Origin of the sequence: Sorangium sp. So ce1335 (genome assembly GCF_051521615.1) — a bacterium.
Taxonomy (GTDB): Bacteria; Myxococcota_A; Polyangia; order Polyangiales; family Polyangiaceae; genus Sorangium.
Genome location: NZ_CP150363.1, coordinates 7,504,630 through 7,528,687 on the forward strand (window position 1 = coordinate 7,504,630; position 24,058 = coordinate 7,528,687).

At 72.1% G+C, this 24,058-nt stretch carries 16 protein-coding genes; 8 read left to right on the top strand and 8 right to left on the bottom strand.

All coding sequences use genetic code 11. The annotated features are described in order from the left end of the window. The first annotated feature begins 101 nt into the window (after positions 1-101). Entirely contained in the window at positions 102-980 is an 879-nt protein-coding gene (locus WMF24_RS27640) for a hypothetical protein (protein WP_437730392.1), read from the top strand. A gap of 25 nt (positions 981-1,005) precedes the next feature. Here WMF24_RS27640 and WMF24_RS27645 read toward each other — a convergent pair whose 3' ends face one another. Both WMF24_RS27645 and WMF24_RS27650 read right to left on the bottom strand, forming a co-directional pair. After that, the gene (locus WMF24_RS27645) at positions 1,006-4,986 is read right to left on the bottom strand and encodes an ATP-binding protein (RefSeq protein ID WP_437730393.1); all 3,981 of its coding nucleotides are present in this window, start codon (positions 4,984-4,986) and stop codon (positions 1,006-1,008) included. A 240-nt stretch (positions 4,987-5,226) separates the two neighbouring features. Continuing rightward, positions 5,227-6,348, bottom strand: a complete 1,122-nt coding sequence (locus WMF24_RS27650; RefSeq protein WP_437730394.1) for a cytochrome P450 — start codon at positions 6,346-6,348, stop codon at positions 5,227-5,229. A 508-nt stretch (positions 6,349-6,856) separates the two neighbouring features. Here WMF24_RS27650 and WMF24_RS27655 point away from each other — a divergent pair. Further along, entirely contained in the window at positions 6,857-7,510 is a 654-nt protein-coding gene (locus tag WMF24_RS27655; protein WP_437730395.1) for a glutathione S-transferase family protein, read from the top strand. 78 nt (positions 7,511-7,588) lie between these two features. Here WMF24_RS27655 and WMF24_RS27660 read toward each other — a convergent pair whose 3' ends face one another. Beyond that, on the bottom strand, positions 7,589-7,972 hold the full coding sequence (locus WMF24_RS27660) for a DUF4180 domain-containing protein (RefSeq protein WP_437730396.1): 384 nt from the start codon (positions 7,970-7,972) through the stop codon (positions 7,589-7,591). Between the two features lie 447 nt (positions 7,973-8,419). Here WMF24_RS27660 and WMF24_RS27665 point away from each other — a divergent pair, with 447 nt between their 5' ends. After that, complete coding sequence (locus tag WMF24_RS27665) at positions 8,420-9,616, top strand: hypothetical protein (RefSeq protein WP_437730397.1); 1,197 nt, start codon at positions 8,420-8,422, stop codon at positions 9,614-9,616. A 52-nt stretch (positions 9,617-9,668) separates the two neighbouring features. On the opposite strand, the gene WMF24_RS27670 is transcribed toward WMF24_RS27665, so the two are convergent. Next, on the bottom strand, positions 9,669-11,153 hold the full coding sequence (locus WMF24_RS27670; RefSeq protein WP_437730398.1) for a PQQ-dependent sugar dehydrogenase: 1,485 nt from the start codon (positions 11,151-11,153) through the stop codon (positions 9,669-9,671). A gap of 267 nt (positions 11,154-11,420) precedes the next feature. Between WMF24_RS27670 and WMF24_RS27675 the strand changes: the two genes are divergently transcribed. The 3 genes from WMF24_RS27675 to WMF24_RS27685 all read left to right on the top strand — a co-directional run bounded on the left by WMF24_RS27675 (position 11,421) and on the right by WMF24_RS27685 (position 14,726). Further along, positions 11,421-11,561: a hypothetical protein gene (locus tag WMF24_RS27675; protein ID WP_437730399.1), complete on the top strand. Its 141-nt coding sequence runs from the start codon at positions 11,421-11,423 to the stop codon at positions 11,559-11,561. Positions 11,562-11,967: 406 nt separating this feature from the next. Beyond that, the gene (locus WMF24_RS27680; protein ID WP_437730400.1) at positions 11,968-13,473 is read left to right on the top strand and encodes a trypsin-like peptidase domain-containing protein; all 1,506 of its coding nucleotides are present in this window, start codon (positions 11,968-11,970) and stop codon (positions 13,471-13,473) included. Positions 13,474-13,643: 170 nt separating this feature from the next. After that, complete coding sequence (locus tag WMF24_RS27685) at positions 13,644-14,726, top strand: AraC family transcriptional regulator (protein WP_437730401.1); 1,083 nt, start codon at positions 13,644-13,646, stop codon at positions 14,724-14,726. Between the two features lie 5 nt (positions 14,727-14,731). Here WMF24_RS27685 and WMF24_RS27690 read toward each other — a convergent pair whose 3' ends face one another. The 3 genes from WMF24_RS27690 to WMF24_RS27700 all read right to left on the bottom strand — a co-directional run bounded on the left by WMF24_RS27690 (position 14,732) and on the right by WMF24_RS27700 (position 16,957). Further along, positions 14,732-15,319 (bottom strand): antibiotic biosynthesis monooxygenase, encoded by a 588-nt coding sequence (locus WMF24_RS27690; protein WP_437730402.1) that lies wholly within the window; start codon positions 15,317-15,319, stop codon positions 14,732-14,734. A 45-nt stretch (positions 15,320-15,364) separates the two neighbouring features. Next, positions 15,365-15,805, bottom strand: a complete 441-nt coding sequence (locus WMF24_RS27695; RefSeq protein ID WP_437730403.1) for a hypothetical protein — start codon at positions 15,803-15,805, stop codon at positions 15,365-15,367. 150 nt (positions 15,806-15,955) lie between these two features. Further along, a complete protein-coding gene (locus WMF24_RS27700; RefSeq protein WP_437730404.1) occupies positions 15,956-16,957 on the bottom strand; it encodes a quinone oxidoreductase family protein in 1,002 nt (333 codons plus the stop codon). 81 nt (positions 16,958-17,038) lie between these two features. Here WMF24_RS27700 and WMF24_RS27705 point away from each other — a divergent pair, with 81 nt between their 5' ends. Next, entirely contained in the window at positions 17,039-17,908 is an 870-nt protein-coding gene (locus WMF24_RS27705; RefSeq protein WP_437730405.1) for a helix-turn-helix domain-containing protein, read from the top strand. Positions 17,909-18,159: 251 nt separating this feature from the next. Further along, entirely contained in the window at positions 18,160-18,960 is an 801-nt protein-coding gene (locus WMF24_RS27710; protein WP_437730406.1) for a YbhB/YbcL family Raf kinase inhibitor-like protein, read from the top strand. A gap of 51 nt (positions 18,961-19,011) precedes the next feature. On the opposite strand, the gene WMF24_RS27715 is transcribed toward WMF24_RS27710, so the two are convergent. Continuing rightward, a complete protein-coding gene (locus WMF24_RS27715) occupies positions 19,012-23,925 on the bottom strand; it encodes an AAA family ATPase (RefSeq protein ID WP_437730407.1) in 4,914 nt (1,637 codons plus the stop codon). Positions 23,926-24,058 lie beyond the last annotated feature (133 nt).

Genomic DNA, 24,058 nt, shown 5'->3' on the forward strand with positions numbered 1-24,058 from the left:
GGTCGAGCAGCTCGGCCGTCGCGAGGGCCAGGCGGGGATGTCGCGTGCGCCGGCGCATCGAGGGCGCTCGACCCCGGCCAGCTGGAGTAGGCTGCCCGGCCATGGATCCTGCGCTGCTTCGATTCCTGTCCCTCGTGGAGCGCGAGCTGTCGGCCGACGAGGCCCTCCTCGAGATCGGCGGCAAGCCGCCCGCCGACCCGCGCGCCGCGTGGTGCGCGCTGCCGAACGGCGCGCGGCTCGTCGCGCGCTTCACCGAGCCGCCGGGGGAGCCGGAGGAGGTCGCGAAGCGCCTCGAGGAGCTCTCCGCGTCCTTCGCGGGGCTCTCGACCGGGATCACGGGCCTGCGGCCCGCGCACGGCGGGTCGACGCACCGCCTGGACGACGAGCTGGAGGTGCTCGCGCTGCGCGCGGGGGCGCTCGGCGCGGTCGTCGTGGACGACACCTCCCCGGTGATCTGGGGGACGTCGGAGCCGCGCCGGGACGAGGCAGACGTCGACTATGCGGTGCTCCTCGCGCGGTGGGCCGACGACGTGGAGCACGCCGGGGTGAACCTCATCGATCTGCTCGAGCTCGACGACCTCGCGCTCGAGCAGACGCTCGCGGCCACGTCGCTCGGCCCCGTGGAGCGCGGGACCATCGCCGGCCACCTCCAGAAGATCCGGGAGCGCGGCTCACGCAGCCCGAACGCGTGGAGGCGGCAGGTCGCGATCGCGCGCGCGATCGACCGCGTGCGGGGCCCGGCGGCCTCCGAGGGCGCCTCTCACGGCCGGTTCGTCGGCCAGGACGAGCAGGTCGGCGTGTACGCGCGCTCGTTCGCGACCATCTACCGCCTGATCCTCGCCTACGCCGGCCCGTTCTCGGAGCTCCAGGCCGAGGGCGCGGTCCAGCACGCCCTGCCGCAGATCGAGCGGCTCGTGCTCGCGCTGCCCCCGATCGATCCGCGCCCCGGCGCCAAGATCGTCCGCCTGCCGCGCCCGTGAAGCTGCCGCGGCCCCGCGGGCGAGCTCATGGATCCTGATCATCGACAGGCTCCCTCACCCGCGTCGGAACACCGCTCCACGTCGCGTCGCCTCGCCGCCCGGCGAGCACCTCCTGGAGCGTGGCGGCGACGACGGGCTTCGTCAGGTGCAGGTCGAAGCCGGCCCGCCTCGATCGGGCCTGGTCCTCGGGCCCGCCGTAGCCCGAGAGCGCCACGAGGTAGAGCGCCTCGCCGCCCGGCGCGGCCCGCGCCCGGCGGGCCACCTCGTGGCCGTCGATGCCGGGAAGGCCGACGTCCACGAACGCCACATCCGGCCGCAGCGAGAGGAGCTTCGCCATGCCCTCGAGCCCGTCCGCCGCCACCGCCACCTCGTGCCCCAGGGCCTCGAGGAACTCCCGGAGCACCCGGCGCACGTCCTCCGCGTCCTCCACGACGAGCACCCGGCGCCGCTCGGCCCCCTGCGCGCGCGCCGGCGCGCGCGGCTCCGCCCGCAGCGTGCTCGGCGGCTCCTCCCGCGACGCGAGCCCCGGCCCCTCCGGGCCCGCGAGCTGCGGCGCCGCGCCCGCGCCGAGCGGCAGGCGCACCGTGAACTCGCTGCCCTTCCCCGGCCCGTCGCTCGCCGCGACGACGCTGCCGCCGTGCATCTCCACGAGCCGCCGCACCAGCGTGAGCCCGAGCCCCAGCCCGCCCGTGCTCCTGTCGATCGTCTGGTCGACCTGCGTGAACAGCTCGAACACCTTCTCCAGCATCGCCGCGGGGATGCCGCGCCCCGTGTCGCGCACCCGCAGCACGGCCTCCGGCGCGCCGCCCGCCGCCTCGCGCGAGAGGCGCACCGAGATCGCGCCCCCCGGCGGCGTGTACTTCGCCGCGTTGGTCAGGAGGTTCGTCACCACCTGCTCCAGCCGCGTGGCGTCCGCCCGCATGCCGAAATCCCCCGCCCCCACCGAGAGCGAGAGCTCGTGCTGCCGCGCCTGCACGGCCGGCCGCGCCGCGGCGACCGCGTTCTGCACCACCGCCGCGAGATCGACGTCCTCCAGGCGCAGCTCCACCGTGCCGCGCGTGATGCGCGACACGTCGAGCAGATCGTCCACGAGCCGCACGAGGTGGCCCATCTGCCGCCGCGCGATCTCCCTGTAGCGCGCCGACCCGGGCGCCTGGCCCTCCACGTCGTCGAGCAGCGACAGCGACAGGCTGATGGAGGCCATCGGGTTGCGGAGCTCGTGCGCGAGCATCGCCAGGAACTCGTCCTTGCGCTGGTCGGCGAGCTTCAGCGCCTCCACGAGCGCCTCCACGCGGCGGCGGGCGAGCACCTGGTCGGTCACCTCGAAGGCGAACACGAAGATGCCCTCGATCGTCCCGTGGCGGTCGCGCATCGGCTGGTACACGAAGTTGAAGAACACCTCCTCCGTCGCGCCGTTGCCCTGGCGGTCGAGCCGCACGAGGAACTCCTTCCCGACGACGGGCTCGCCGGTGCGCATCACGCGGCCCAGGAGGTCCCAGACGTGCTGGCCCTCGAGCTCGGGCAGGGCGGCCCGGATCGGCCTGCCCACGAGCGCGCGCCCGCCGACGAGCCGCTGGTAGAGCGGATTGACCACCTCGAAGACGAGATCCGGCCCGCGCAGGATCGCGATCGGCCCCGGCGCCTGCATGAACAGGTCGTTCAGGTACTGGCGCTGCCCCTCGGCCTCGCGCCGGCGCCGCGCGAGCTCCACGTGGATGCGCACCCGCGCGAGCAGCTCCTTCGCGGAGAACGGCTTGACGAGGAAGTCGTCCGCGCCGGCCTCGAGGCTGTCGACGCGCTCCTCCTCGCCCGCGCGCGCGGACAGCATCATCACGGCGACGCCGCGGGTGCGCTCGTCGGCGCGCAGCGCCCTCAGCAGGCCGAAGCCGTCGAGCCCGGGCATCATCACGTCGGTGAGCACGAGGTCCGGGGCGCGGGCGCGCGCGCGCTCCAGCGCGGCCAGGCCGTCGGCCGCGGCCTCCACCGTCCACCCCTCCGCGACGAGCAGCCGCCGCACGTACTCGCGCATGTCCGCGTTGTCGTCCGCGACGAGGATGTGCCCCGGCAGCTTCACGGCCGGCCCCTCCCCCGCCGCCGGCATCGCGCCCGGCGGCGGCGGCACGGACGGCGCCTGCGCGCCGCGGAGCCACTGCGCGGCCTCGTCGAGGAAGGGCGCCGCGCCGGGCCCCGCCGCGGCCTTCGCCGCGGACGTCTCGACGTGCTCCTCGGGCAGGTGCGCCTTCCCGAGCGGGATGGAGACCGAGAAGCGGCTCCCCTCGCCCACGCGGCTCTGCACGGCCACGCTGCCGCCGTGGAGCCTCGCCAGCTCCTGCACGAGGGCCAGGCCGATGCCGCTGCCCTCGTAGCTCCGGCCGCGGGCCCCCTCGACGCGGTGGAACCGCTCGAACAGGTGCGGCAGCTCCGCCTCGGGGATGCCGGTGCCCGTGTCCGCGACCGACAGGACGGCCATTCCGTCGATCGCCTCGACAGAGACCCGGACGCCCCCCGCGAACGTGAACTTGAAGGCGTTCGAGACGAGGTTGAGCACGATCTTCTCCCAGAGCTCCCGGTCGACGTAGGCGGGCTCGGGGAGCGGCGGGCAATCGACGGCGAGGGAGAGGCCGGCCCGCTCGAGGAGCGAGCGGAACGAGCTCGCCACGTCGGCGGTGAAGGCGCCGAGCTCGGTGGGCTGGTAGCAGGCCCGGGCGCGCCCCGCCTCGATGCGCGAGAAGTCGAGGAGCGTGTTGACGAGCCGGAGCAGCCGCAGGCTGTTGCGGTGGACGATCGCGAGCCGCTCGCGCTGCCGCGGGGGCAAGGGCTGCTCGGCGTCGCGGAGGCCGTCCTCCGCCGGCCCGAGGATCAGCGTCAGCGGCGTGCGGAACTCGTGGCTGACGTTGCTGAAGAACGCGGTCTTGGCGCGGTCGATCTCGGCGAGCGCGAGCAGCCTCCGCTGCTCCTGCTCGCTGGCGCGGGCGTTCTGGATGGCCGTCGCGCCGTGCGCGGCCACGAGCCGCAGGAAGCTGCGGTAATCGTCGTCCAGCACGAGCCGCGGGCTGACGCCCGCGACGAGGAACCCGGCCGGCCCCCCGCCGCCGGCCCGGTGCAGCGGCAGCACGACGGCCCGGCGGGCCGCGTCCGGCCACGGCCCGCCCGGGAGCGGGAGGGCGCGCGCTGGCAGCTCCGACAGGTCCACGTCGACCTCCTCGCGCAGCGCGCGGTGGAGCGGCCACACAGCGCCCTCCGCCGGGTCGAGGCGCAGCGCCGCCGGGTCGAGGCGCAGCGCCGCCGGCGCCGCGGCGTGCCCCGGATCGAGCCCGGCGGTCCCGGCGAGCGACGCCCGCGCGCCGTCCGGATCGACGAGGTAGAGCAGGGCGAACGGCAGGTCGCGCCCGGCCTGCGCGACGGTCGCCATCATCACGCGGCAGGCGTCATCGACGTTCTTGGCGTCGGCCGCCCGTGTCCCGAGCTCCCCGAGGAGCTTCAGCCGCCGCTGTCCGAGGATGTGCCCGGTGCTCTCGGAGCACGCGACGAACACGCCCGCGACAGCGCCCCTCTCGTCCCGGATGGGGCTATACCCGTAATTGAAGTAGCACTCCTCCAGGAAGCCATTGCGATCGAGGATGAGCAGGCCATCGCGGGTGTACGTGGCCCCTCCCGAGAAGACCTTCTCGATCATCGGCTCGATGACGTCCCAGATCTCCTTCCAGCACTCGCGCCCCGCCTGCCCCATGGCGGCCGGGTGCTTCGTGGAGCCCAGGATGGGCCGGTAGCCGTCGTTGTAGAACTGGATGAGCTCCCGGCCCCACCAGAGGAACATGGGGTGATCGGACGAGAGGAGGATGGACAGCGCGGTGCGCAGCGACTGGGGCCACGCCTCGACCGGGCCGAGCGCCGTCTGCGACCAGTCGATCGAGCGGATGAGCGCCCCCATCTCCCCGCCCCCCGTGAGCGCGGCGCCGGCCGGATCCAGCCCGTTCCCGGCGCTCTCCGCCTCGAAACGGCTCATGCCCGTCCCCGCTCGCCGACCTCGTCGCCCCCGCCGAGGTGCCCCCCGTGCTGCCCCGTCATGCAGCGGCCGCTTGTACCACACCCCCGGTCCAGCGCACATCCGGCGCCGCGGGCGCCGGCGCGGCCGCTCGCGTCGGGCGCGCCATGGCCCGGGCGCTACCGTATCCGGACGGCACCTTCGACCGCGTCGTGTCGCGCCTGATGTACCTCGCCCCGGACGACGAGCGGCGCGCGGCGCTCACTGCCTCGAGGTGAACCGGAGCGGCAGGGAGATCGGCCCGCGGACCGTGAGCGTGCGGTTGTACCGGAGCTCGCCCGGGACGCGCTCGACGCGCCGGAACCGCGCGATCACCGCCTCCAGCGCCACCCTGGCTTCCATGCGGGCCAGCGCCGCGCCGATGCAGTAGTGGATACCGTGTCCGAAGTTGAGCCCTCCCTGCGAGCCGCGGTGCAGGTCGAACCGATCCGGATCCTTGAACTTCGCCTCGTCCCGGTTGGCGGAGGCCACGACCGGGAGCACCAGCACGCCGCGCGGGATGGTCACCCCGGAGAGCACGACGTCCGCCGTGGAGATGCGCGGGAGCGTCTGGACCGGGCCGTCGTAGCGGAGCATCTCCTCGACGAAGAGGGCTGTCAGGCCCGGGTCGGCGTGCAGCCGATCCATCATGTCCGGGTTGTCGGCGAGGAACAGGAGCGAGTTGCTGAGCAGGTGCGTCGTCGTCTCCAGCCCGCCGATCAGCAGCGTGACGAGGAACTCGACGATCTCGGCGTCCGTCAGCCGCTGTCCGTCGAGCTCGGCGCGCACGAGATCGCTCACCGTGTCGTCCACGGGCGCGCGGCGCCGCTTCTCGATGACCTCCATGAGGTATCCGGTCAGCTCCGCGATGGCCTTCCGCACGCGCGCGGCGTCCTCCGGGCTCGGGACCTCGGGCGTTATCGCGACGAACTCGTCCGCCCACCGCCTGAAGTGGACGTGGAGCGCGTGATCGAGCCCGAGGATCTCGCCGATGGCGAAGGCCGGCAGCGGGTGCGCGAAGGCCTCGACGAAGTCGGTCTCCTCCACGAGCCTGTTCGTGAGATCGGCGGCGACGGCGCGGAGGCGCGGCTCGCTGCGGGCCACGGTGGCGGCCCCGAACGCGCGGTGGATCAGGCCGCGCAGCCGCGTGTGCGACGGCGGGTCCATGGCCAGGAGCGAGTTGGCGAACGGGTTGTACCCCACCCAGGGCGGCTCCCACGCCAGCTTGAAGCCCTCGGACGAGAAGAGCGCCGGGTTCTTCAGCACGAAGAGCACGTCCTCGTGCCGAGTGACCGCCCACATGCCGCCCGGCTCGACCTGGCAAACCGGGCTCGCGCGCCGCATCTCGGCGAAATAGGGATACGGATTCGCACGCAACTCAGGGGCCAACACATTGACAGGGAAATTCATCGCGGCTGCCTCACGGTTCGTTGCGCGAGCGAGGCGCACACCGGCGCCCCTACCGCGAGGATCAACCTCCCGGCACGACGCCCCCTCTGTTTGCCCCGACGCTAAGGTAGACAGCACACATTCTCATGAATTGCGTCCCGCACGCAAGAGCTCGCTCGATCGGGAGGGCCGCCGCTGAATTTCAGGGGCCGCCGCCTCGCCGGCCTCCGTCGGATCGCCGGGGCTCCTCTCCCGGGGACGCTTGACAGGGTCGGGAGAACGGTCGAGTACGATATGCAACCACGATCAGCGGGAGGGGTATGCAGAGGTGGGAGCGCGGCGAAGGCGCTCCCCGTCGAGGCGGCGCCCAGCAGCCCCGAGGCCGGGCGGCGCCGGGTGGACGCCACGAGCTCAGATCGTCAGCAATCCGGAAGCAGAACGAACAAGGAACCGAAGGACCCCCATGAAGCTCTATGCACATCCCTTCTCTTCTTACTGTCAGAAGGTCCTGATAGCGCTCTACGAGAACAACATCCCTTTCGAGCTCCGCATGCTCGCGCCGGACCACCCGGAGGTGTCCGCCGAGCACGAGTCCCTGTGGCCGCTCAAGCGCATGCCCCTGCTCCTCGACGCGGGCCGCACGGTCGTGGAGGCGAGCATCATCGTCGAGTACCTCGATCTCCATCACCCGGGGCCCGTCCGGATGGTCCCGGAGGACCCGAGCGCCGCGCTCGACGTGCGGATGATGGACCGCATCTTCGACAACTACATCATGACGCCGATGCAGAAGCTCGTGGGCGACGCCATCCGCGCCGCGGAGCACCGCGATCGCCACGGGGTCGGCGAGGCGCGGCAGCTGCTCGACACGGCCTATCGCTGGCTCGACAGCGCGATGGCGGGGCGGGAGTGGGCCGCCGGCGGCGCCTTCAGCCTGGCGGACTGCGCGGCCGGGCCGGCGCTGTTCTATGCCGACTGGGCCCACCCGATCAGCGAGGTCTTCACGAACGTCCGCGCCTACCGGCAGCGGCTCCTCGCGCGGCCCTCCTTCGCGCGCGCGATCGACGAGGCGCGTCCCTACCGCCCGTTCTTCCCGCTGGGCGCCCCGGATCGCGACTGATCCCCTCCGGGCGACCCGCTGGCGCGGGTCGCCCCCCGCGACCGAGGGGAGCGTGGCTCGCCCCGACGCCGGCCGGGGTCAGACCGCCTCTTCGTCCGATGTCTCGCGGAGCCACGCGACGGCGGCGTCGCGCGTCTCGAACACCCCGAAGTACGGGCCGCGGCGCTCCTCGGCCATCAGCTCTCCGAACCGGCTGCTGAAGCCCGCGTCGCCCGGCAGGCGCACGACGGCGAGCCGGATCCAGTAGTTCCTTAGCTTCTGCAGGATCTCCCCTGCCTCTCCCGAGCTGAGATCGAAGAAGGCGGCCGTGAGGTTTGGCGCATAGAGGAGCGCGCCGCGCACGCGGTCCGAGAAGCACGCCTCGATCACCCGATCGACGTCGCGAACGCTCGACATGAACCCCTGTTCCGGCGCGCCTTCCACGAACTTCACGCCGCCCTCGTCGACCACCGTCAGCTCCATCGCTCCCTCGCTGTTCGCCCGGGCGCCGCCGGCCCGACCTCTCGATCCGCCGCGCCCGCGCGCATGCTAGCGCCGGGCGACGGCCGCTGTACAGGCGCCGCGCGACGGGCCCGACGGCGCCGTGGCCCCGTGTCGAGCGCGCGTCACCGCGGCTCATCGCGGGCGACTCGCGGGCTCCTGCCCAGGCGCGTCGCCCTGCGATGGATGACGCCCCCGACAGGGATGGAGTCCCGCGCCCGCGAGCGGCCTCCATCGACAAGGGATCTCGACGCCGCCGGCCGGGGACTCATCCCATGGACCATCGGATGGGATCGCCCGTCGTCACCTCCGCTTTCAACTCGAGCAAAAGATTCTCTTCACGATCCAACCTGGCCCGCGGCGCTGTTTTGTTCGGAGGAATCGCCGGGAGCGGCGCCGCGCGGGCCTTTCTGTGGCAGAATCGCCCCCATGCTGATTCGCGCTGTGGGGAAAGGATCCTTCTTCTTTGCGCTGCTGTTGGCGGCGTGTGATCCGGGAAATGGTGAGGGGCCGTCCGCGACCGCCACCGGGCCAGGCGGCGGCGGCCCCGGGGGCGACGGCGGGGGCGGCTCGCAGGTCGCCGGATCGGGCGGCGGCGGACCGGGACCGGGATGCGCCGAGTTCGTGATGCCCGTCGGTGTGAACTGCGATCCGCCGCTCGACGGCGCGCTGCCGGCCGACCTGCGCTGTACCGGCCTGTACGGCGACTTCGACCGGCGCGAGCCCGCGTGCGGTGTCCTCGAGTACAAGCCGGCGATCGAGCTCTGGAGCGACGGCGCCGCGAAGCGTCGCTTCGTGTCGATCCCGGCGGGCCAGAAGGTGGACGCGAGCAATCCCGACGACTTCGTGTACCCGGAGGGCACGCAGTTCTGGAAGGAGTTCCAGGTGCAGGGCGCGGACGGCGCGATGCGCCTGGCGGAGACGCGCCTCCTGCGCAAGACGCCGGACGGCTGGCTCTACACGAGCTACGTGTGGTCCGAGGACGGGCGCGAGGCCATCCAGATGCAGAACGACACGGGCGTGCCCGATCTGTACGGCACGGGGCACACGGTGCCGAACCGCGACCAGTGCAAGGAGTGCCACTCGGGGCGCGCCGACTTCGTCCTCGGCTGGGACGCGCTGATGCTCGGCCCGGGCGCCGAGGGGCTCACGCGCGAGAAGCTCGTCGAGGTCGGGCTGATCGACGGCGGGGCCAACCTCGCCCTGACGATCCCTGGCAACGAGGTGGAGCGCCAGGCGCTCGGCTACATGCACGCGAACTGCGGCGTGAGCTGCCACAACGACAGCGTGGACGCGCCGGCGCGGGACACGGGCCTTTACCTGCGGCTCGAGGCGGCTGACCTCGGCAGCGTGGCGACGACGGACGCCGTCCAGTCCGGCATCAACAGGCGCCCTGCCGACAACGCCAAGTACGAGGGGCTCGAGAACACGGATCCAAGCTACTGGTACGACATCCGCCCGGGCGACCCGTCCCGCAGCCTGCTCGTCGCCCGCCAGGAGCTGCGCGGCTTCGAGGGGCAGATGCCGCGCATCGGCACCCACAAGGTCGATGCGGCGGGCGTTGAGGCGGTCGTGCGCTGGATCGAGTCGATGACGGAGGCCAACTACCCCCCTCCCGGGCCTTGAGGGGCGGGCACCGGTGCTGGCCGCGCGGTCGCGGCCAGCACCGGGCAGCGGCTCACATCTCGGGGACGAGCTTCACAAGGCTGTTGCGGTTCGCGACGAAGTACAGCTCACCGTCGTTGTCCTCGACGATCGCGGTGAGATCCTCGAAGGCCGGCAGGCCGCCCTGGCGCGAGAACGCGGGCGCGTTCGGCGTGTTCGGGTCGCGGTTCTTGAGGATCTGCGTGATCGGCGAGGTCTGCGTGCCGCACTGGACGAGCGCGCCCATGCGCTCGCCTGTGTAGTCGCCGAACAGGTACACGCCCCGGAGCTGGGGCAGCGCGTTGCCGCGGTACACGTAGCCGCCGATCACCGACACGTAATCGCGGAACGGCCCCGTCGCGTTCCGGCGCCGGTCGAAGTCGGCGATCGGCGGCGTGTGCGTCGAGCCCGCGCGCAGGGCGCCTCCGTTGGGGCAGGTACCGCCCTGTTTGCCCTCGAACGCCGGCCAGCCGAAGTTCAGCCCGCTCACGCCGGCAGGCACGAAGTCGACCTCTTCATAGCTGTCCTGGCCGACGTCGCCGATGTAGAGATCCTTTGTCAGCCGATCGAAGCTGAAGCGATAGGGATTGCGCATCCCGTAATGCCAGACCCGCGACGCGTTGCCGTCGAGCGGATTGCCGGCCGCCGCATACGGCTCAGGCGCGTTCGGATCGAGCCGCAGGATCTTCCCGAACAGCGTGCTCGGGTCCTGGGCAGCCCCGGGCTTGTCGCTGCCGCAGCTGCCGCCGCCGTCGCCCGTGCCGACGTAGAGCATGCCGTCGGGCCCGAACATGACGTGGCCGCCGTTGTGGTTGAGCGCGGAGGTGTCGAGCCGCAGGATCGTCTTCGTCGGCGTCTCGTCCGCCACATAAGGATTGCCCTCCGAGCGCTGGTACTCGAGCACCACATCGCGGTTCATGTTGGAGCCGGTGGTCGGCGTCATCGCGATGTAGAACTTTCTGCTCGTCTCGTAATCGGGCGGGAACGCGATGCTGAGGAGCCCGCGCTCGTCGTCGAACCCACCCGTGGAGAGCTGGATCTGGCTGCTCACGTCGAGGAAGTTCCCCTCGCGCAGCGCGCCGCCCGTGAACACGCGGATCCTCCCCGACTGCAGGACGAGGTACCAGTCGCTCGACCCCTTCGGCTGCGCAGCGTAGACAAGCCTGTCGAGGCCGGTGACCACGGGCGCGAGCGCGATCTTCCCGACGTCGGGCGCCGCGCTCGCGTCGCACGCCGTCGGCTCGCCGGCGCCGCTGCCCCCGGTGCCTGGATCCGGCGGCGCGCCGCCGCTCCCGGACGTCCCCGAGCTGCTGCCCGTGTCCGTGCCCGTGCTCGTGCCAGTCCCCACCGGCGATGAGCCGCCGCCTGTGGAGCTGCTGCTCCCTTGCTGTACACCCGCGCCGGTGGTCCCCGTGTCCTGGGGAGAGTCGCTGCTGCCCGACGAGCCATCGTCGCCGCAAGCGCCGTTCACAAGCGCAAGAGCCAGCCAAGAAGCCAGGATCGTTCGTTGCTTGATCATGCGGCCCATCTTAGCCGAAAACGGGGCGGATTCTGTATATGTCTGCATCTCCTCACGAGGAGATCACCTTCCCGTGCACGCGGCAAATCACGACGATGCGGTGCGTAAGCTGGGTAGCCCACACCAGGTCTGATCAAGGTCGCACGGGTGGCTGCGCTAGATTCCCGCAAGTCGCGGTTTCGATCATGCGGTGGCGTCATCGCCTCGCACCGGCTCATCACGGAGCCCGGAAGGCCCGAGCCCCAGGGTGGGAAGAAAAGTTCGTCGATGGCGGCCTCGTCGCCCCGCAGCCCCGGGTCGTCCGCCGCGCTGCTCGCCGCAAGGCTCGCCGCAAGGCTCGCCGCGCTGCTCGCCGCAAGGCTCGCCGGGTGCAGGCGGATCTCGCCCACGACCGCGCCGTGGGCGTGATCGAGCGCGCCCGCGCGCAGCCCGGCGCGTCCTCGCCGCCTCGCAGGGAAGACCCCGATGCACGGTGTGCATGAGGTCCATGCTGCATGACCATTGGAGCGCGCCGACCTGCCCAATAGACTCCGCCACGGACCTGCTCGGGTGCGCCGCAAGCACCTTGTGCACGTCAGCATTCTTCGAATGTCAGAACCGTGCTCGGGCCAGGGCCGGGCGTCGATGGGACGATCCGAGATCGCTCGCTGATCCTCGCCGTGGGTAGAAGACCCGGCGGGAGATCGCCGAGCCGCTCGACGCGCCTCCTCGCGCCCGGACCGACGCGCGCAGGAGCGCCCCGCGGCGTGGGCCGCCGCGGAGCGCCTGCGCGGCGCGCCCGGGTGTCCTTGCATTGCCTATCGGGAGTTTGCGAATGAAGACATTCCCCATGATCGTTCGTGCTGGCTTGATCTTCGCGGGGGCAGGCGCTGCGTGCTCGACGCCCGCCGAGGTCGAGACCACCGGTCAGGTCCGCTCCGAGGTCATCTATGGTGAGGACGACCGGGAGGAGCCGTTCACCTACGCGGATCCAGCGTGGGCCCAGCGCGCGCTGGACTTCACCGTCGCCCTGATCCCCACCTCGGCCATCGACGACTCGGACCCGAACAACATCCAGATCGCCGGACCGACGTGGATCGAGCGCGACGGCGTGTGCCCCGACGAGCGCTTCGCCGCGCAGCCGGCGCTCGCCGACTGCAGCGGCACGCTGATCGACGACGACCTGGTGCTGACGGCGGGCCATTGCATCAACAACTGCGCCGACAGCCGCTTCGTGTTCGATTACGCGATGACCCCGTCCGGCCAGCTCAACCAGATCACCAGCGACGACCTCTATCGCTGTGTGGACTTCGTCACCTGGTACCGGGATCCGAGCGGCGCGGACTACACGGTCGTGCGCCTCGACCGGCCGGTCGTGGGGCGGACCCCCGCCACGGTGCGCGTATCGAGCCAGCCCCTCGCCGTCAACACCCCGCTCGTGGTCCACGGCTTCCCCCGCGGGCTGCCGCTCAAGCTGGCCGACGGCGCCGCGGTCCGCAGCAACGACCAGGACCTCGAGTTCTTCGTCAGCAACCTGGACACGTTCGTCGGCAACTCCGGCTCCGGCGTGTTCGACGCGAACACGCAGGAGCTCGTGGGCATCCTGTCCCGCGGCGCGATCGACTTCGAGGTGGACGAGGACGACGGCTGCGTGCGCCCGAACCAGTGCGACGACAACGCCTGCCGCGGCGAGGACGCGACCTATGCCTTCCATGCGGTCCAGGCCATGTGCGAGCAGACGGTCTCCGACGTGTGCTCCTGCGGCGACGGCGCCTGCGGCCCGCTCGAGTCCCCGGCCTCGTGCCCGGGCGACTGCTCCTGCGGCGACGGCATCTGCAGCAGCGGCGAGAGCACCGCCTCCTGCCCCGCGGACTGCCGGCTCGAGGTGCTGTACGACGAGCACACGCCACAGCCGAACTGGGTCACGCCGGGCATCCAGGTGCGCAACACAGGCCCCGACAGCGTGCTCCTCTGGCGTACGACCGTGCGGTACTATTTCACCCAGGAGCCGCCCGGCACCCTCGCGGCCGAGTGCTGGGGCTGCTCGAGCACGCCGACGATGAGCTTCCACGAGGTGCCCGGCGGCGGCTGCGCCGGCGCGACCCACTACGTCGACGTGGCGATCCCGGAGACCACGCTGGCGCCCTCGTCCACCACCGACCAGTTCCGGATCGCGTTCCACGCGTCGAGCTGGCAAGCGTTCAACCAGTCGAACGACCGCTCCTACGCCGGATCGAGCTGGAACTGGGCGCCGAACCCGAAGATCACGATGTACCGGCTCGGCATGCGGGTCTTCGGCGACGAGCCGTGCCCGGGCCTCTTCATCCCGCCGGCGGAGTGATCCGGGCCGCCCGCCGCGCCCGGGGCCGCGCCTCGCGCTGCGCCGCCCCGGGCGCCTGCCCTCCCGCGCTCCCCGCGCGGAAGCACGGGCGCGGCGCGCGCGGCGCGGCGCTCGGCCGGCGGCGCCAGGCGCCGTGAGCGACGGCGCGGCGGTGATACGCTCGCCGTGCCATGCCCCCCTCCCCGCCCCGGGCCACCGTCTCGACGGCGATCGCCGGCCGGGTGATCTCCTACGCGGCCTCCCGCGGCCTCCCCCGCGGCGATCTCCTCGCGCTCGCCGGCATGTCGGCCGGGTCCATGGCCGACATGGACGGCCGCATCGCGGTGACGTCCCTCGACGCCGTGTGGGCGCACGTCGTGCGCGCGCTCGACGATCCCGGAGCGCCCATCCATTTCGCGGCGCAGACGCGCCTCGAGGACATGCACGTCGCGGGCTTCGTGGTCATGACGTGCACGAGCGCCCGCGAGGCCCTCGACCGCGTCGACCGCTACATGGTCCTCCTGACGGACACGCCGCGCTGGGAGCTCGATGAGACGACGGACCGGGGCGCGCCCTTCGTGGCGCTGCACCGCTGGCCGCGCTTCACGCTCGGCGCGCGCATCGCCACCGAGTGCCACCTGGCGGTGCACCTCCGCTGCTTCCGCCAGTGCGCCGGCGTCGAGTTCTCGCCGCTCCGGGTCACCTTCCGCCACGCCGCGCCGCGCGACCTCGCCGCGCACCGGGATTTCTTCCGGTGCCCCCTCGAGTTCGAGGCGCCGCGCGACGGCTTCGCGTTCCCCGCGTCCTTGCTGGAGATCGTGCCGCGCGACGCGAACCCCGCCCTGAGCGAGTTCTTCTTCCGCCACGCGGAGGATCTGCGGCGCCGCCGCGCCGCCGAGCCGTCGCGCACGTCCGATCAGGCGCGGGAGGTCGTCGCCCGCCTCCTCGCCTCGGGCGAGCCCTCGGCGAGCGTCGTCGCGCGGCGCCTCGGGACGAGCGAGCGCAGCCTGCGGCGGCACCTCGAGGAGGAGGGGACGACGCTCCGGCAGATCGTCGGCGAGGTGCGCCATCAGACCGCCGAGGAGCTGCTCCGCGAGGGCGACGCCTCCCTGACGGAGATCGCCTTTCTGCTGGGTTTCTCGGACGTCGCGACCTTCGCGCGCGCCTTCAAGCGCTGGTCAGGCAGGACCCCTGGCCGGTTCCGCGAGGAGGCGCGGGGCGGCCGGGCACCTCCCGCTGCCTCCGGCGCGAACCGGGGGGCGAGCGACGGCTGACCGCCTCAGTACGATGTCTCGGCGGCGGCGATCTTCTCCCTCGCCGCGTCCCACGACGGCGGGACATCGCCCGCGCCGACGGCCCAGTGGGTCACAGCGCCCTGGACGCTGATCTCGCTCGTCGCCGCCATCGCCGCCAGGTGCGCGTCCGACATCACGAATTTCCCCATCGCCTCCTCGTCCTTCCACACCGTGATCGTCCGCGCGTAACCGCACTTCGCCGACGTCCCCAGCACGAAGCCGATGAGCCCTTCCTGCGCCGGCAGCTGCGCGACGATGGCCGTCGCCAGCTCGATGAACCGGCGCTGCGACGCCTCGTCCGCCTTGACCCAGAGCAGGGTCGACGAGGCAACGTAGGTGTCCTGCGCGGCGCCCGTGAGCGTCCCGTCCTGGAACCCCGGCCCGCCGAACGGCGCGAGGTTCTGCATATCGTCATCTGCGCACGTGAACGCCGAGGCGGCGGTCTCCGCGCCCGCGCCGCCGCCCGGCTCCCCCGGTGCGCCCGCCTCGCCGCCCCCGCTGCAGGCAGGGACGAGCGCGGCGATCAGGGCCAGACGCGCGACGCGGGAGAAGGCGGAATCCATTCGAGACATGGTTGACCTCATGACAGAAAAGAGGGTTGGGGTGTCGAGTGCGGATCAGCGCTCGCCCTCGCGCGACACGACGCCGAAGACGAGCACGGGAAAGGTCCGCTTCAGGCGGCGTGAAGCGAAGTCCGTTCGCCGGCCGAAGCTCCTGATCGAGACGCGCGCGCCCACCGGCTGTCCGCCGCCGAGGGTCACGGCCCATACCGGGCTGCCGCCGTCCGGCCGCACGGCGAGGTAGGTATAGCTCCCTGCGGGGAGCCGCTCCTCGACGACGCCGATCACAGGAGCGAGATCAGCGATGGTGTTCGAGAGATCGCCGAGCGGGCTGCCAGGCGGGGCGAGGCCGGCGGGCCCGTGGTCGGCGCGCGCTCGATCCCGTGCGATGGAGTGGAATCCGAGCCAGCCGGTGGCCAGGAGCCCGGCCAGCGTGCCGCCTGCCAGGACGCTGCGGGCCCGCGGCAGGCGCGAGGTGCGATGAGCGGCGCGCTGCATGCCGGGAGCTTGAGCGACGCGGTCGCCTCCGGCCTTTGCCCCCCCGGCCAGGTTGTTGGCCCGCCCGGCCACGCCGGGCGGCGCGGGCGGGCCGTCGATCTCCCGTCAATACCCCCGTCGATCCCCGTCCGTTTCCCGTCGCCCCCCGGGTCACCAGCCGTCGGCCACGCGGATCGCGATCTTGCCGATCGTGCGCCCCGACTCGATGGCGCGGTGGGCCAGCGCGAGCTCGCGCACCGGATGGCTCGCGGCGATGACGGGCCTGACGTGACCTTGCGCCGCCAGGGCCGCGACAGCGGCCAGCGCCCGGCCCTGCGCGTGCGGGTCGATCCGCCAGATCGAGGCGGCGCCCATCACGTGGTAGACGAGCGACGCCGCCTTCATGAACAGCCTGTCTTCGACAGGCACCGGCGCCGGCGTCGGCACGATGCTCACCACGGCGCCCAGCGGCGCCACAGCGTCGAGCGCCTGGTCCAGCGCCCGGCCGCCGGCGTTGTCGAACGCCGCCGCGACGCCCGCCCCGCCGGTCAGGTCCCGGCAGGCCTGCCCCACGTCCTGCGCGGCGTGGTCGAGCACGACCGCGGCGCCGAGCTCGCGGCACAGCGCGGTCGACTCGGGCCGGCTCGCGGTCGCCACGACGCGCAGCCCGAGGTGCCGCGCGAGCTGTACCTGAAGGTGCCCCACCCCGCCGGCGCCGGCGGTGACGAGCACCGTGGCGCCGGCCGCGGGCTGCGCGCGCGCGAGGCACTCCCAGGCCGTGACGCCGGCGAGCGACAGGCAGGCGGCCTGCTCGTGGGACAGCGCCGCCGGCTTGCGCGCGAGGGTGCGGCTGTCGACCACCACGAGCTCCGCGTTCGCCCCCTGGCCGAACAGGCTCGGTGAGCCGAACACCTCATCGCCGACCGCGAGCCCGTCGACCCCCGGGCCCACCGCGTCGACCGTCCCGGAGACGTCGTAGCCGAGCACCACGGGGAACCGCCGCTCGATGCGGCGCGGCCCGGGCGCCACCGAGCGCGCCCGGATGTCCGCTGGATTGACCGACGACGCGATCACCCGCACCCGCACCTGGTGCGGCCCCGGCTCCGGCTCGGGCAGCTCCAGCCGCACGAGCTGCGATGCGTCGCCGTGACGATGAATTCCGATTGCCTTCATGCGCTGCGCTCCTCACGATCGGCGCCGACGTACAGCGGCGCCGGCGCAGTGTGGTCCCCGGCGGCCGCCGTGGATTGAACGATGTCGACATCGAGGCTCGCCCCGCCCGCAAGCGCCGCAAGAGAACGCCGCGCGTCGCCGCTCGGCGCGCACGCCGCGCCCGGCGCCGGCCAGCCCGGCGTCACCGGGCTCGTCGAGGTCGCGGCGAGCGTCCCGTCGTGGGGGCCGCCGGCGCCGCGCGCGTTGCCGTCGCTGCACGCGGTGCTCAGCATCGGCCTGGTCGGCGAGATCCAGAGCGAGCGCGACGACCGAGCGGGCGGCGCGGTCTGGCTGTCCGGCGTCGCGACCCGGCCGTTCAGCTACAGATTGCCGACCGAGCTGCACGCCCTGATCGTCCTGCTCGAGCCCTGGGCGATCCCGGCGTGGTTCGGCGTCGATGCCCGCTGCCTCGTCGACCGCCGGATCGACCTGCGCGACGGGATCGGCGCGGCGCCCGTGGCAAGGCTCCTGTCGGCCGTGCGGCGCGCCGATACGCCGCACGGCCGCCGGCTGGCGGTGCTGCGCTGGGTGGCCGCGCTGGCGCCGCGCGCGCCGGCGCCGGCCCCGCTGCGCGACGCCCGGGTCGCCGACCGAGACGCGGCCGGCCTGGCCCGCGCGCTGGGCGTCTCGCTGCGCCAGTCGGAGCGGCTCGTGCAGCGCCACCACGGGGTGACGCTGCGCGAGATGAAGGCCATCCGGCGCTTCCAGCGCGCGCTGGAGCGCTTCGAGGAGGACGTTCCCTGGGCCGCGCTGAGCGCGGACGCCGGGTTCGCCGACCAGAGCCACCTCTGCCGCGCCGTGCGGCGGTACGCCGGCATGACGCCCGCGGCCCTGCGCGCGGCGGCGGGGGCCAGCCTCATCGCGCCGCTGTACCGACCGCTGATGTGCCGCGACCGATTCGTCGCGATCTGACGCCGCGCGGAGGCCGCGAGAAAGGGAAAGCGCGTGCCTTCGAAGTCCGCTTCTGCAAATCTCCTCCGCAGCCAAACATGCTCTCTGGATCAGTCGATGAGGCCGGTCAGCGCCGAGTGAACGTTCACAATACCGAACGACACCCGCTGTGCGCTGTTCCGGGAAATGTGCCGCAAATTTGCGGATAATTTGTCGTACAAGCGAGGCGTGTGTGTTCCCTGCGCGGAACGCGGATGTGGCATAGTCTGCCAATGCAAACCATCAAGGACAGGCTTCTTCGTACCATTCGAGTTCTCGTGCTCGCGGGCGTGCCATTCGCCACGCTGGCTTGCTCCAGCAGCGATCCCGGTCCGTCGGGGGACGGCGGGGGCGCCGCGACGAGCACCGGGACCGAAGGCGCCACCAGCGGCTCGACCTCGGCCAGCTCCACGACCACGGCGGCCACCACGGGGAGCGGCGGAGAGGGCGGCGCGCCGGGCGAGGGCGGCGCGCCGGGCGAGGGCGGCGCGCCGGGCGAGGGCGGCGCGCCGGGCGAGGGCGGCGGCGCGCCCTCCGGTGAATTCACGCTCACGAGCCCCAATCACACGGAGGGCGCCGAGTTCGCCGACAAGTACACGTGCGCGGCCGCCGGCTTCAACAACAGCCTCCTGCCGGAGCTCCGTTGGACCCCGGGCCCCGCGGGCACGAAGAGCTACGCCATCACCTTCATCGACGTCACCCTGACGACCAAGACGCCCCCCAGCGACCTCGGTTATCACTGGGTCATCTACAACATCCCGGCCAACGTCACCTCGCTGCCCGAGGAGTTCAAGGACGCGGCGTCGATCGGCGCCATGCAGAACAGCAACTACCTCGGGCCTTGCCCGAATTTCAGCGGCGGGAACGCCAACACCGACACCTACGAGTTCACGATCTACGCGCTCGCCGAGGAGTCGATCACGATCACGGGCACCAGCACGGCGGCGGTGAAGGACGCCGAGGCCAAGCTCGAGGCGAAGCACCTCGCGAAGGCGAAGCTCACCGGCACGTCCGACGCCTCCCAGCCTCGCTGAGCGGCAGCGGGCCTCGACGCTCGTCGGGCCCGTCGAGGTGCCCTGTGGGGCTCAACGCGCCGCGCGCGGCGCAGCGGCGAGGCTCCGCATGCAGAACTTGAGGGCTTCGCGCAGGGTGGCGTGCGTGCCCAGGGCGCGCAGGTTGATGTCCAGCGAGGTCATGGTCCGCGCGACAGCGGGGCGGATCCCGGTGACGAACGCCCGGACGCCGAGGAGCTCGGCCGCGCGAACGATGCGGACGAGGTGGTCGGCGACGGCCTCGTCGATGGCCTCGACGCCGGTCGTGTCGAGGATGGCGAAGCGCACGTTGCCGCGCGAGACCGCCTGAAGCAGGCTGTGCATCAGCTCGTCGGCGCGCTCCTTGTCGAGCGCGCCGATGAGCGGCACGGCGAGGACACCGTCCCAGACCTGAAGGAGCGGGGCGGAGAGGGCGTGGATGACCTCCCGCTGCTGCTCGATGAGCGCGCGCTGCTCCAGCATCCGCTCCTCCTGCTCGCGCTCCCGCGCCGCATAGAGCTCCCCGAGCTGGGCGTGCGCCTCGCTGAGCTCGGCGTGCGCCGCGCTCAGCTCGACGGTGCGGGCCGCCACCTTGTCCTCGAGCTGGGCGAACAGGCGGGCGTTCTCCAGCGACACCGCGATCTGGGTCGACAGGAGGCCGAGGAGCTCGACGCGATCCCGCGTGAAGGCGGCGCTGGCGAGCGCGTTCTCCAGGTAGAGGATCCCGAGGACGCGCCCCTGATGGAAGATGGGCAAGGCGAGGATCGACCTCGGCTGGACCGCCCTGACATACGGGTCGGCGGCGAAGGACGGGTGGCTCGGGGCGTCGTCGATGACGACGCTCTCCGCGGTCCGCGCGACATACTGGATCACGCTGGCGGCGAGATCCGGGCGGGCGTCCAGCGGGACCGAGGCGATCCGCTCGATCCGGTCGCCCGCGACGTCGCCGGCGGCCTCGATGGTGAGTCGGCCCTCGTCCTTCAGGATCAGGAACCCGCGGCGCGCGCCGGCGTTCTCCAGCATGATGCGCATCAGCGCCTCGAGCAGCCGGGGCAGGACGATCTCCCCGGACAGGGCCTGAGAGGCCTTGAGCACGCTGCGCAGGTCGAGGTCCTCCCGGACGACCACCGGCGCGCTCGACGAGGCGAGCGGATCGCGCCGCAGGAGGTCGGGGTGGTCGCGCTCGAGGCGGGCCATGGCGCTCAGGGCGCCCCAGCGCGCGTACGCCGCGTGCGCCTCGATCATGTAGGCGCGCGCGAGCGTCGTCCTCCCGAGCCGGAGGTAGGCGCGCGCGCAGAGCTCGTTGCCGAGGGCCTCGTCGTGCAGGTAGCCGCCCTCGGCGGCCGCGCGGATCCCCTCGTCGTAGAGGTCCAGCGCCTCGCGCCTCTCGCCGCCCACCCGCGCGAGCTCGGCCGAGAGCAGGAGGTGGCGGTGCCGCATGTTGTCGGGGGCGTGGCTCGCCCAGAACGCGACCTTCTCGCCCATCGCGCGGGCCTTCGCGAGGTACTTCTCCCGGGTCTCCGGATCGGCGTCATCGGCCGCCAGGATCAGGGCGACCGCCCCGTAGAAGTGGAAGGGCGGGTTGCCCTGCCAGCCGGCGATCCCGATGATCGTGGGGTTCGCCTCGAACGCGAGCGACGCCGCCCCCGCGTGGTCGCCCTGGAACAGGCGCAGGACGAGCCGGTAGAAGAGGGCGAAGAAGAGCGAGGCCTGGTTGTTGATCGCGGCCGCGGCCGCGATGATCTCGTCGATCTGGATCCACTCGCCGGCGAGGTCCGACGGGCCCGGATCCGGGCTCATGAGGTTCTCGCAGAGCTGCCCGATGGCGCTGACCATCCACGTGATGAAATTCCACCTGTCGTATTTGCGCAGGGGGAGCAGCGACCTCGACTCGGCCTTGATCTCGGCGAGGGGCGGACCGAGCAGCAGGGTGCTCGTGTTCGCGTTCACGAGGCAGTAGAACGCCCAGATGTACTGCCCCGTCTCCAGGCCCGCGTGGATGCCGGAGTGCAGGATCTCCCGCCCCCTCGCGTAGCTCGTCCGCCAGTGCATGACGAACCCGCCCCACATGCAGGCGAGGATCGGGTCGTTCCGCTTGTCCGGATAGCGTCGGAGGAGCTCGACCGCGGCCTCGCCGAAGGCATAGCCGAGCGGGATGCGACCGCTGACGCACAGGATCTGGCCGAAGACGACGTAGGAGAAGACCGAGCTCTGCGAGACGCCGTATTGCACGGTGTCCCGCAGGATCTTCATCACGCAGAACCCGAAGTTGTTGCTGGCGAGGAAGTAGCAGGACGAGATCATCTCCTCCAGCACGTTGTGCAGGGCGGCGATCTCGGGGTCCTCCAGCCGCGGCACGCCGACGAGCGACTCCATCGAGCGGCCCTCGAGGAACTTCAGCGTCGCCTCCACGTCGCCGGCGACCGCCTCGTCCGACGGGAAGGGCGGGAGATCGATCCCGAAGAGGCGCAGCGCCACGAGCCCCTCGGTCAGGGCGGCGTACAGATCGCCCTTGAGGACGTGCACCTTCACCTTGGCGCCGTACGCGCGCGTCTTGTCGATCCGGCTCGCCGCGTTGGCCACGGCCTGGTCCAGGGTGACGAGGGCGTCGTCCGGGCGACCGACGAGCACCTGCATGAGGCCCATCTTCGTCGTGAGCGCGAACGCGAGCTCGTACTCCGTGCCCCACGGGTCGTCGGGGAGCCGCGCGATGCCCTCGGCCAGGTACCTGAGCGCGGCGTCGAAGGCCGAGCTCTCCTCGGCCCGCGCGGCCGCGGCGAGGTTCATCCGCGCGAGGTCGAGGCGCGCCGCGCGGCCGCTGATCAGATCGCCCGCGCGGTTCAGGTGGTTCACGACGTCGAACAGCCCGCGCGCGTCGGCCCCGAGCGCCTCGCGCAGGAGCATCCCGATGCGGTGGTGGAGCCCCGGCCGCTCCTCGACAGGGATCATCGAGTAGGCCGCCTCCTGGATCTTGTCGTGGACGAAGCGGTGGCTCGCGCCGTCGCTCGCGATGAGCTCCTCCTTGAGCGCCGGCTCGGCGCGCGCGTAGAACGCGTCGACGGAGCACGCGCTGATCGTGGAGAGCGTGCCCAGATCGAAGCGGTTCCCGATGGCGGCCGCGACCCGGAGCGCCTCCTGCGTCGGCGCGGGCAGGCGGCGGATGTTGCTCGCCATGAGATCGACGACGTTGTCCGTGTACTCCAGGGCGCCTATCGCCGCGAGGTCCCACGACCAGCGCCCTGCCTGATCGAACGTCAGCGCGCCGCTGTCGTGGATCGACTTGAGGAAGCGCTTGATGAAGAACGGATTGCCGCCGGTCTTCTTCAGCACGAGCGCCGCGAGCTGCCCGACGTCCGAGCGCCCGAGGGTGTCGCTGAGCAGCGCCGTCACGTGCGGCAGCTCCAGCGGGGTGAGCACGATGGGCTCAGCCTCGACGCCGGCCTTCTTGAGGTCCTCCACGGCGCGGATGAAGGGGTGCGCCGCGCTGACCTCGTTGTCGCGGTAGGCGCCGCAGAAGAAGAAGGCCCCGAGCCCGTCGCCCTCGAGCAGCGCGTTGACGAGGCTCAGGCTCGCGGCGTCGATCCACTGGAGATCGTCGAGGAAGAGGACGACCGGGCGCCCCTGCCCGGTGAAGACCGAGACGAACCTCTGGAAGGTCAGGTTCAGCCGGTTCTGCGCCTCGACGGGGCCCAGCGACGGCACGGGCGGCTGCTCGCCGATGAGGTACGCGAGCGCGGGGAGGACCTCGCAGATGACCTGCGCGTTGTTGCCGAGCCCCTGGATCATCGCCGCTCGCCAGCGCGCGGTGCGCTCCTCGCTCTCGGACAGGATCTGCCGGAGCAGCGCGTCGAACGCCTGGAGCACCGGGCCGAGCGGCCTGTCCCGGTTGTACTGGTCGTACTTGCCGCTGATGTAATAGCCCTTCTCGCGCGCGAGCGGCTTCAGGATCTCCTGCACGAGCGACGACTTGCCGATGCCCGAGTAGCCCGAGACGAGGACGACCTTGCGCGCGCCGCCGAGGACCCCGAAGAAGGCGCTCGTGAGGCGCTCGATGCTCTCCTCGCGGCCGTAGAGCCGCTGGTGGATCTGGAGAAGGTACGCGGCGTCGCGCTGCCCGAGCTCGAAGCGCTCGTGATGGCGGCCCTGCGCGACGCGCCGCCGGCACTCGTGCAGGTCGGCGAGGAGCCCGCTCGCCGACTGGTAGCGGTCCTCCGCGTTCTTGGAGAGCAGCTTCATCACCACGTCGCCGAGCGGGGCGGGCACATCGGCGCAGAGGGCCGTGGGGTGATGGGGGATGAGGGCGATGTGGGCGTGGATGAGCTCGAGCGGATCGTTCGCCGCGAAGGGCAGGCTCCCGGTGAGCATCCGGTAGAAGAGCGCGCCGAGCGAGTACAGATCCGAGCGATGGTCGACGCCGCGGTTCATGCGCCCTGTCTGCTCGGGGGACAGGTAGGGCAGCACGTCGGACAGGAAGGCCTCGCTGTAGAGCGACGTCCCCTCGCCGTTGACGGCGGCGTCGACCCCGTAATTCAGGATACGGGCCTGGCCGTCGCCGCCGACGACGAAGCTCTTCGGCCGGATGGCGCCGTGCACGACGTCGTGCCCGTGAAGCACGCGCACCGCCTCGGTCATCGAGATGGCGAGAACGAGACACCGGTCGACGTCGAGCTTGCCGCGCGCCGCGAGGAAGGTCCCCAGCTCCTCTCCGGCTGTGTCCTCGAAGACAACGACGAGGTCCCCCTCGTGCTCCTCGACGCCATGGACCTTGACAACACGCTCGGATTCGATCGTCGCGAGGTGCTTGTACTCGTGCTTGACGCGGGCGCGGTCCACGACGCGCGAGGCGCCTGCGCCGAGCACCTTGAGCACCACGGGGGCGCCGTCGGCCGCGCGGATCGCGCGGTAGCGGGCGGCGTCGTCGGTCGGGTCGAAGTGGCTGACGGAGTGATAGCTGGGTAGGGTGAGCATTGCCGATCGGAGACAGGCGCCGCGCCGGCTGGCGCGCGAGCGTGGTGCTCCGCCGTCGACCCTGCCGGCCGATAGCGGAGCAAGACAACGGCCTTGCGACGAGGACGGCGAACGGTGGCAGATGGGAAAGGAG

Excerpts from the sequence above, each read along its gene's own strand:
- WMF24_RS27640 (WP_437730392.1), top strand. The coding sequence starts at position 102 with ATGGATCCTGCGCTGCTTCGATTCCTGTCCCTCGTGGAGCGCGAGCTG.
- WMF24_RS27645 (WP_437730393.1), bottom strand. The coding sequence starts at position 4,986 with ATGAGCCGTTTCGAGGCGGAGAGCGCCGGGAACGGGCTGGATCCGGCC.
- WMF24_RS27650 (WP_437730394.1), bottom strand. The coding sequence starts at position 6,348 with ATGCGGCGCGCGAGCCCGGTTTGCCAGGTCGAGCCGGGCGGCATGTGG.
- WMF24_RS27655 (WP_437730395.1), top strand. The coding sequence starts at position 6,857 with ATGAAGCTCTATGCACATCCCTTCTCTTCTTACTGTCAGAAGGTCCTG.
- WMF24_RS27660 (WP_437730396.1), bottom strand. The coding sequence starts at position 7,972 with ATGGAGCTGACGGTGGTCGACGAGGGCGGCGTGAAGTTCGTGGAAGGC.
- WMF24_RS27665 (WP_437730397.1), top strand. The coding sequence starts at position 8,420 with ATGCTGATTCGCGCTGTGGGGAAAGGATCCTTCTTCTTTGCGCTGCTG.
- WMF24_RS27670 (WP_437730398.1), bottom strand. The coding sequence starts at position 11,153 with ATGATCAAGCAACGAACGATCCTGGCTTCTTGGCTGGCTCTTGCGCTT.
- WMF24_RS27675 (WP_437730399.1), top strand. The coding sequence starts at position 11,421 with ATGGCGGCCTCGTCGCCCCGCAGCCCCGGGTCGTCCGCCGCGCTGCTC.
- WMF24_RS27680 (WP_437730400.1), top strand. The coding sequence starts at position 11,968 with ATGAAGACATTCCCCATGATCGTTCGTGCTGGCTTGATCTTCGCGGGG.
- WMF24_RS27685 (WP_437730401.1), top strand. The coding sequence starts at position 13,644 with ATGCCCCCCTCCCCGCCCCGGGCCACCGTCTCGACGGCGATCGCCGGC.
- WMF24_RS27690 (WP_437730402.1), bottom strand. The coding sequence starts at position 15,319 with ATGTCTCGAATGGATTCCGCCTTCTCCCGCGTCGCGCGTCTGGCCCTG.
- WMF24_RS27695 (WP_437730403.1), bottom strand. The coding sequence starts at position 15,805 with ATGCAGCGCGCCGCTCATCGCACCTCGCGCCTGCCGCGGGCCCGCAGC.
- WMF24_RS27700 (WP_437730404.1), bottom strand. The coding sequence starts at position 16,957 with ATGAAGGCAATCGGAATTCATCGTCACGGCGACGCATCGCAGCTCGTG.
- WMF24_RS27705 (WP_437730405.1), top strand. The coding sequence starts at position 17,039 with ATGTCGACATCGAGGCTCGCCCCGCCCGCAAGCGCCGCAAGAGAACGC.
- WMF24_RS27710 (WP_437730406.1), top strand. The coding sequence starts at position 18,160 with ATGCAAACCATCAAGGACAGGCTTCTTCGTACCATTCGAGTTCTCGTG.
- WMF24_RS27715 (WP_437730407.1), bottom strand. The coding sequence starts at position 23,925 with ATGCTCACCCTACCCAGCTATCACTCCGTCAGCCACTTCGACCCGACC.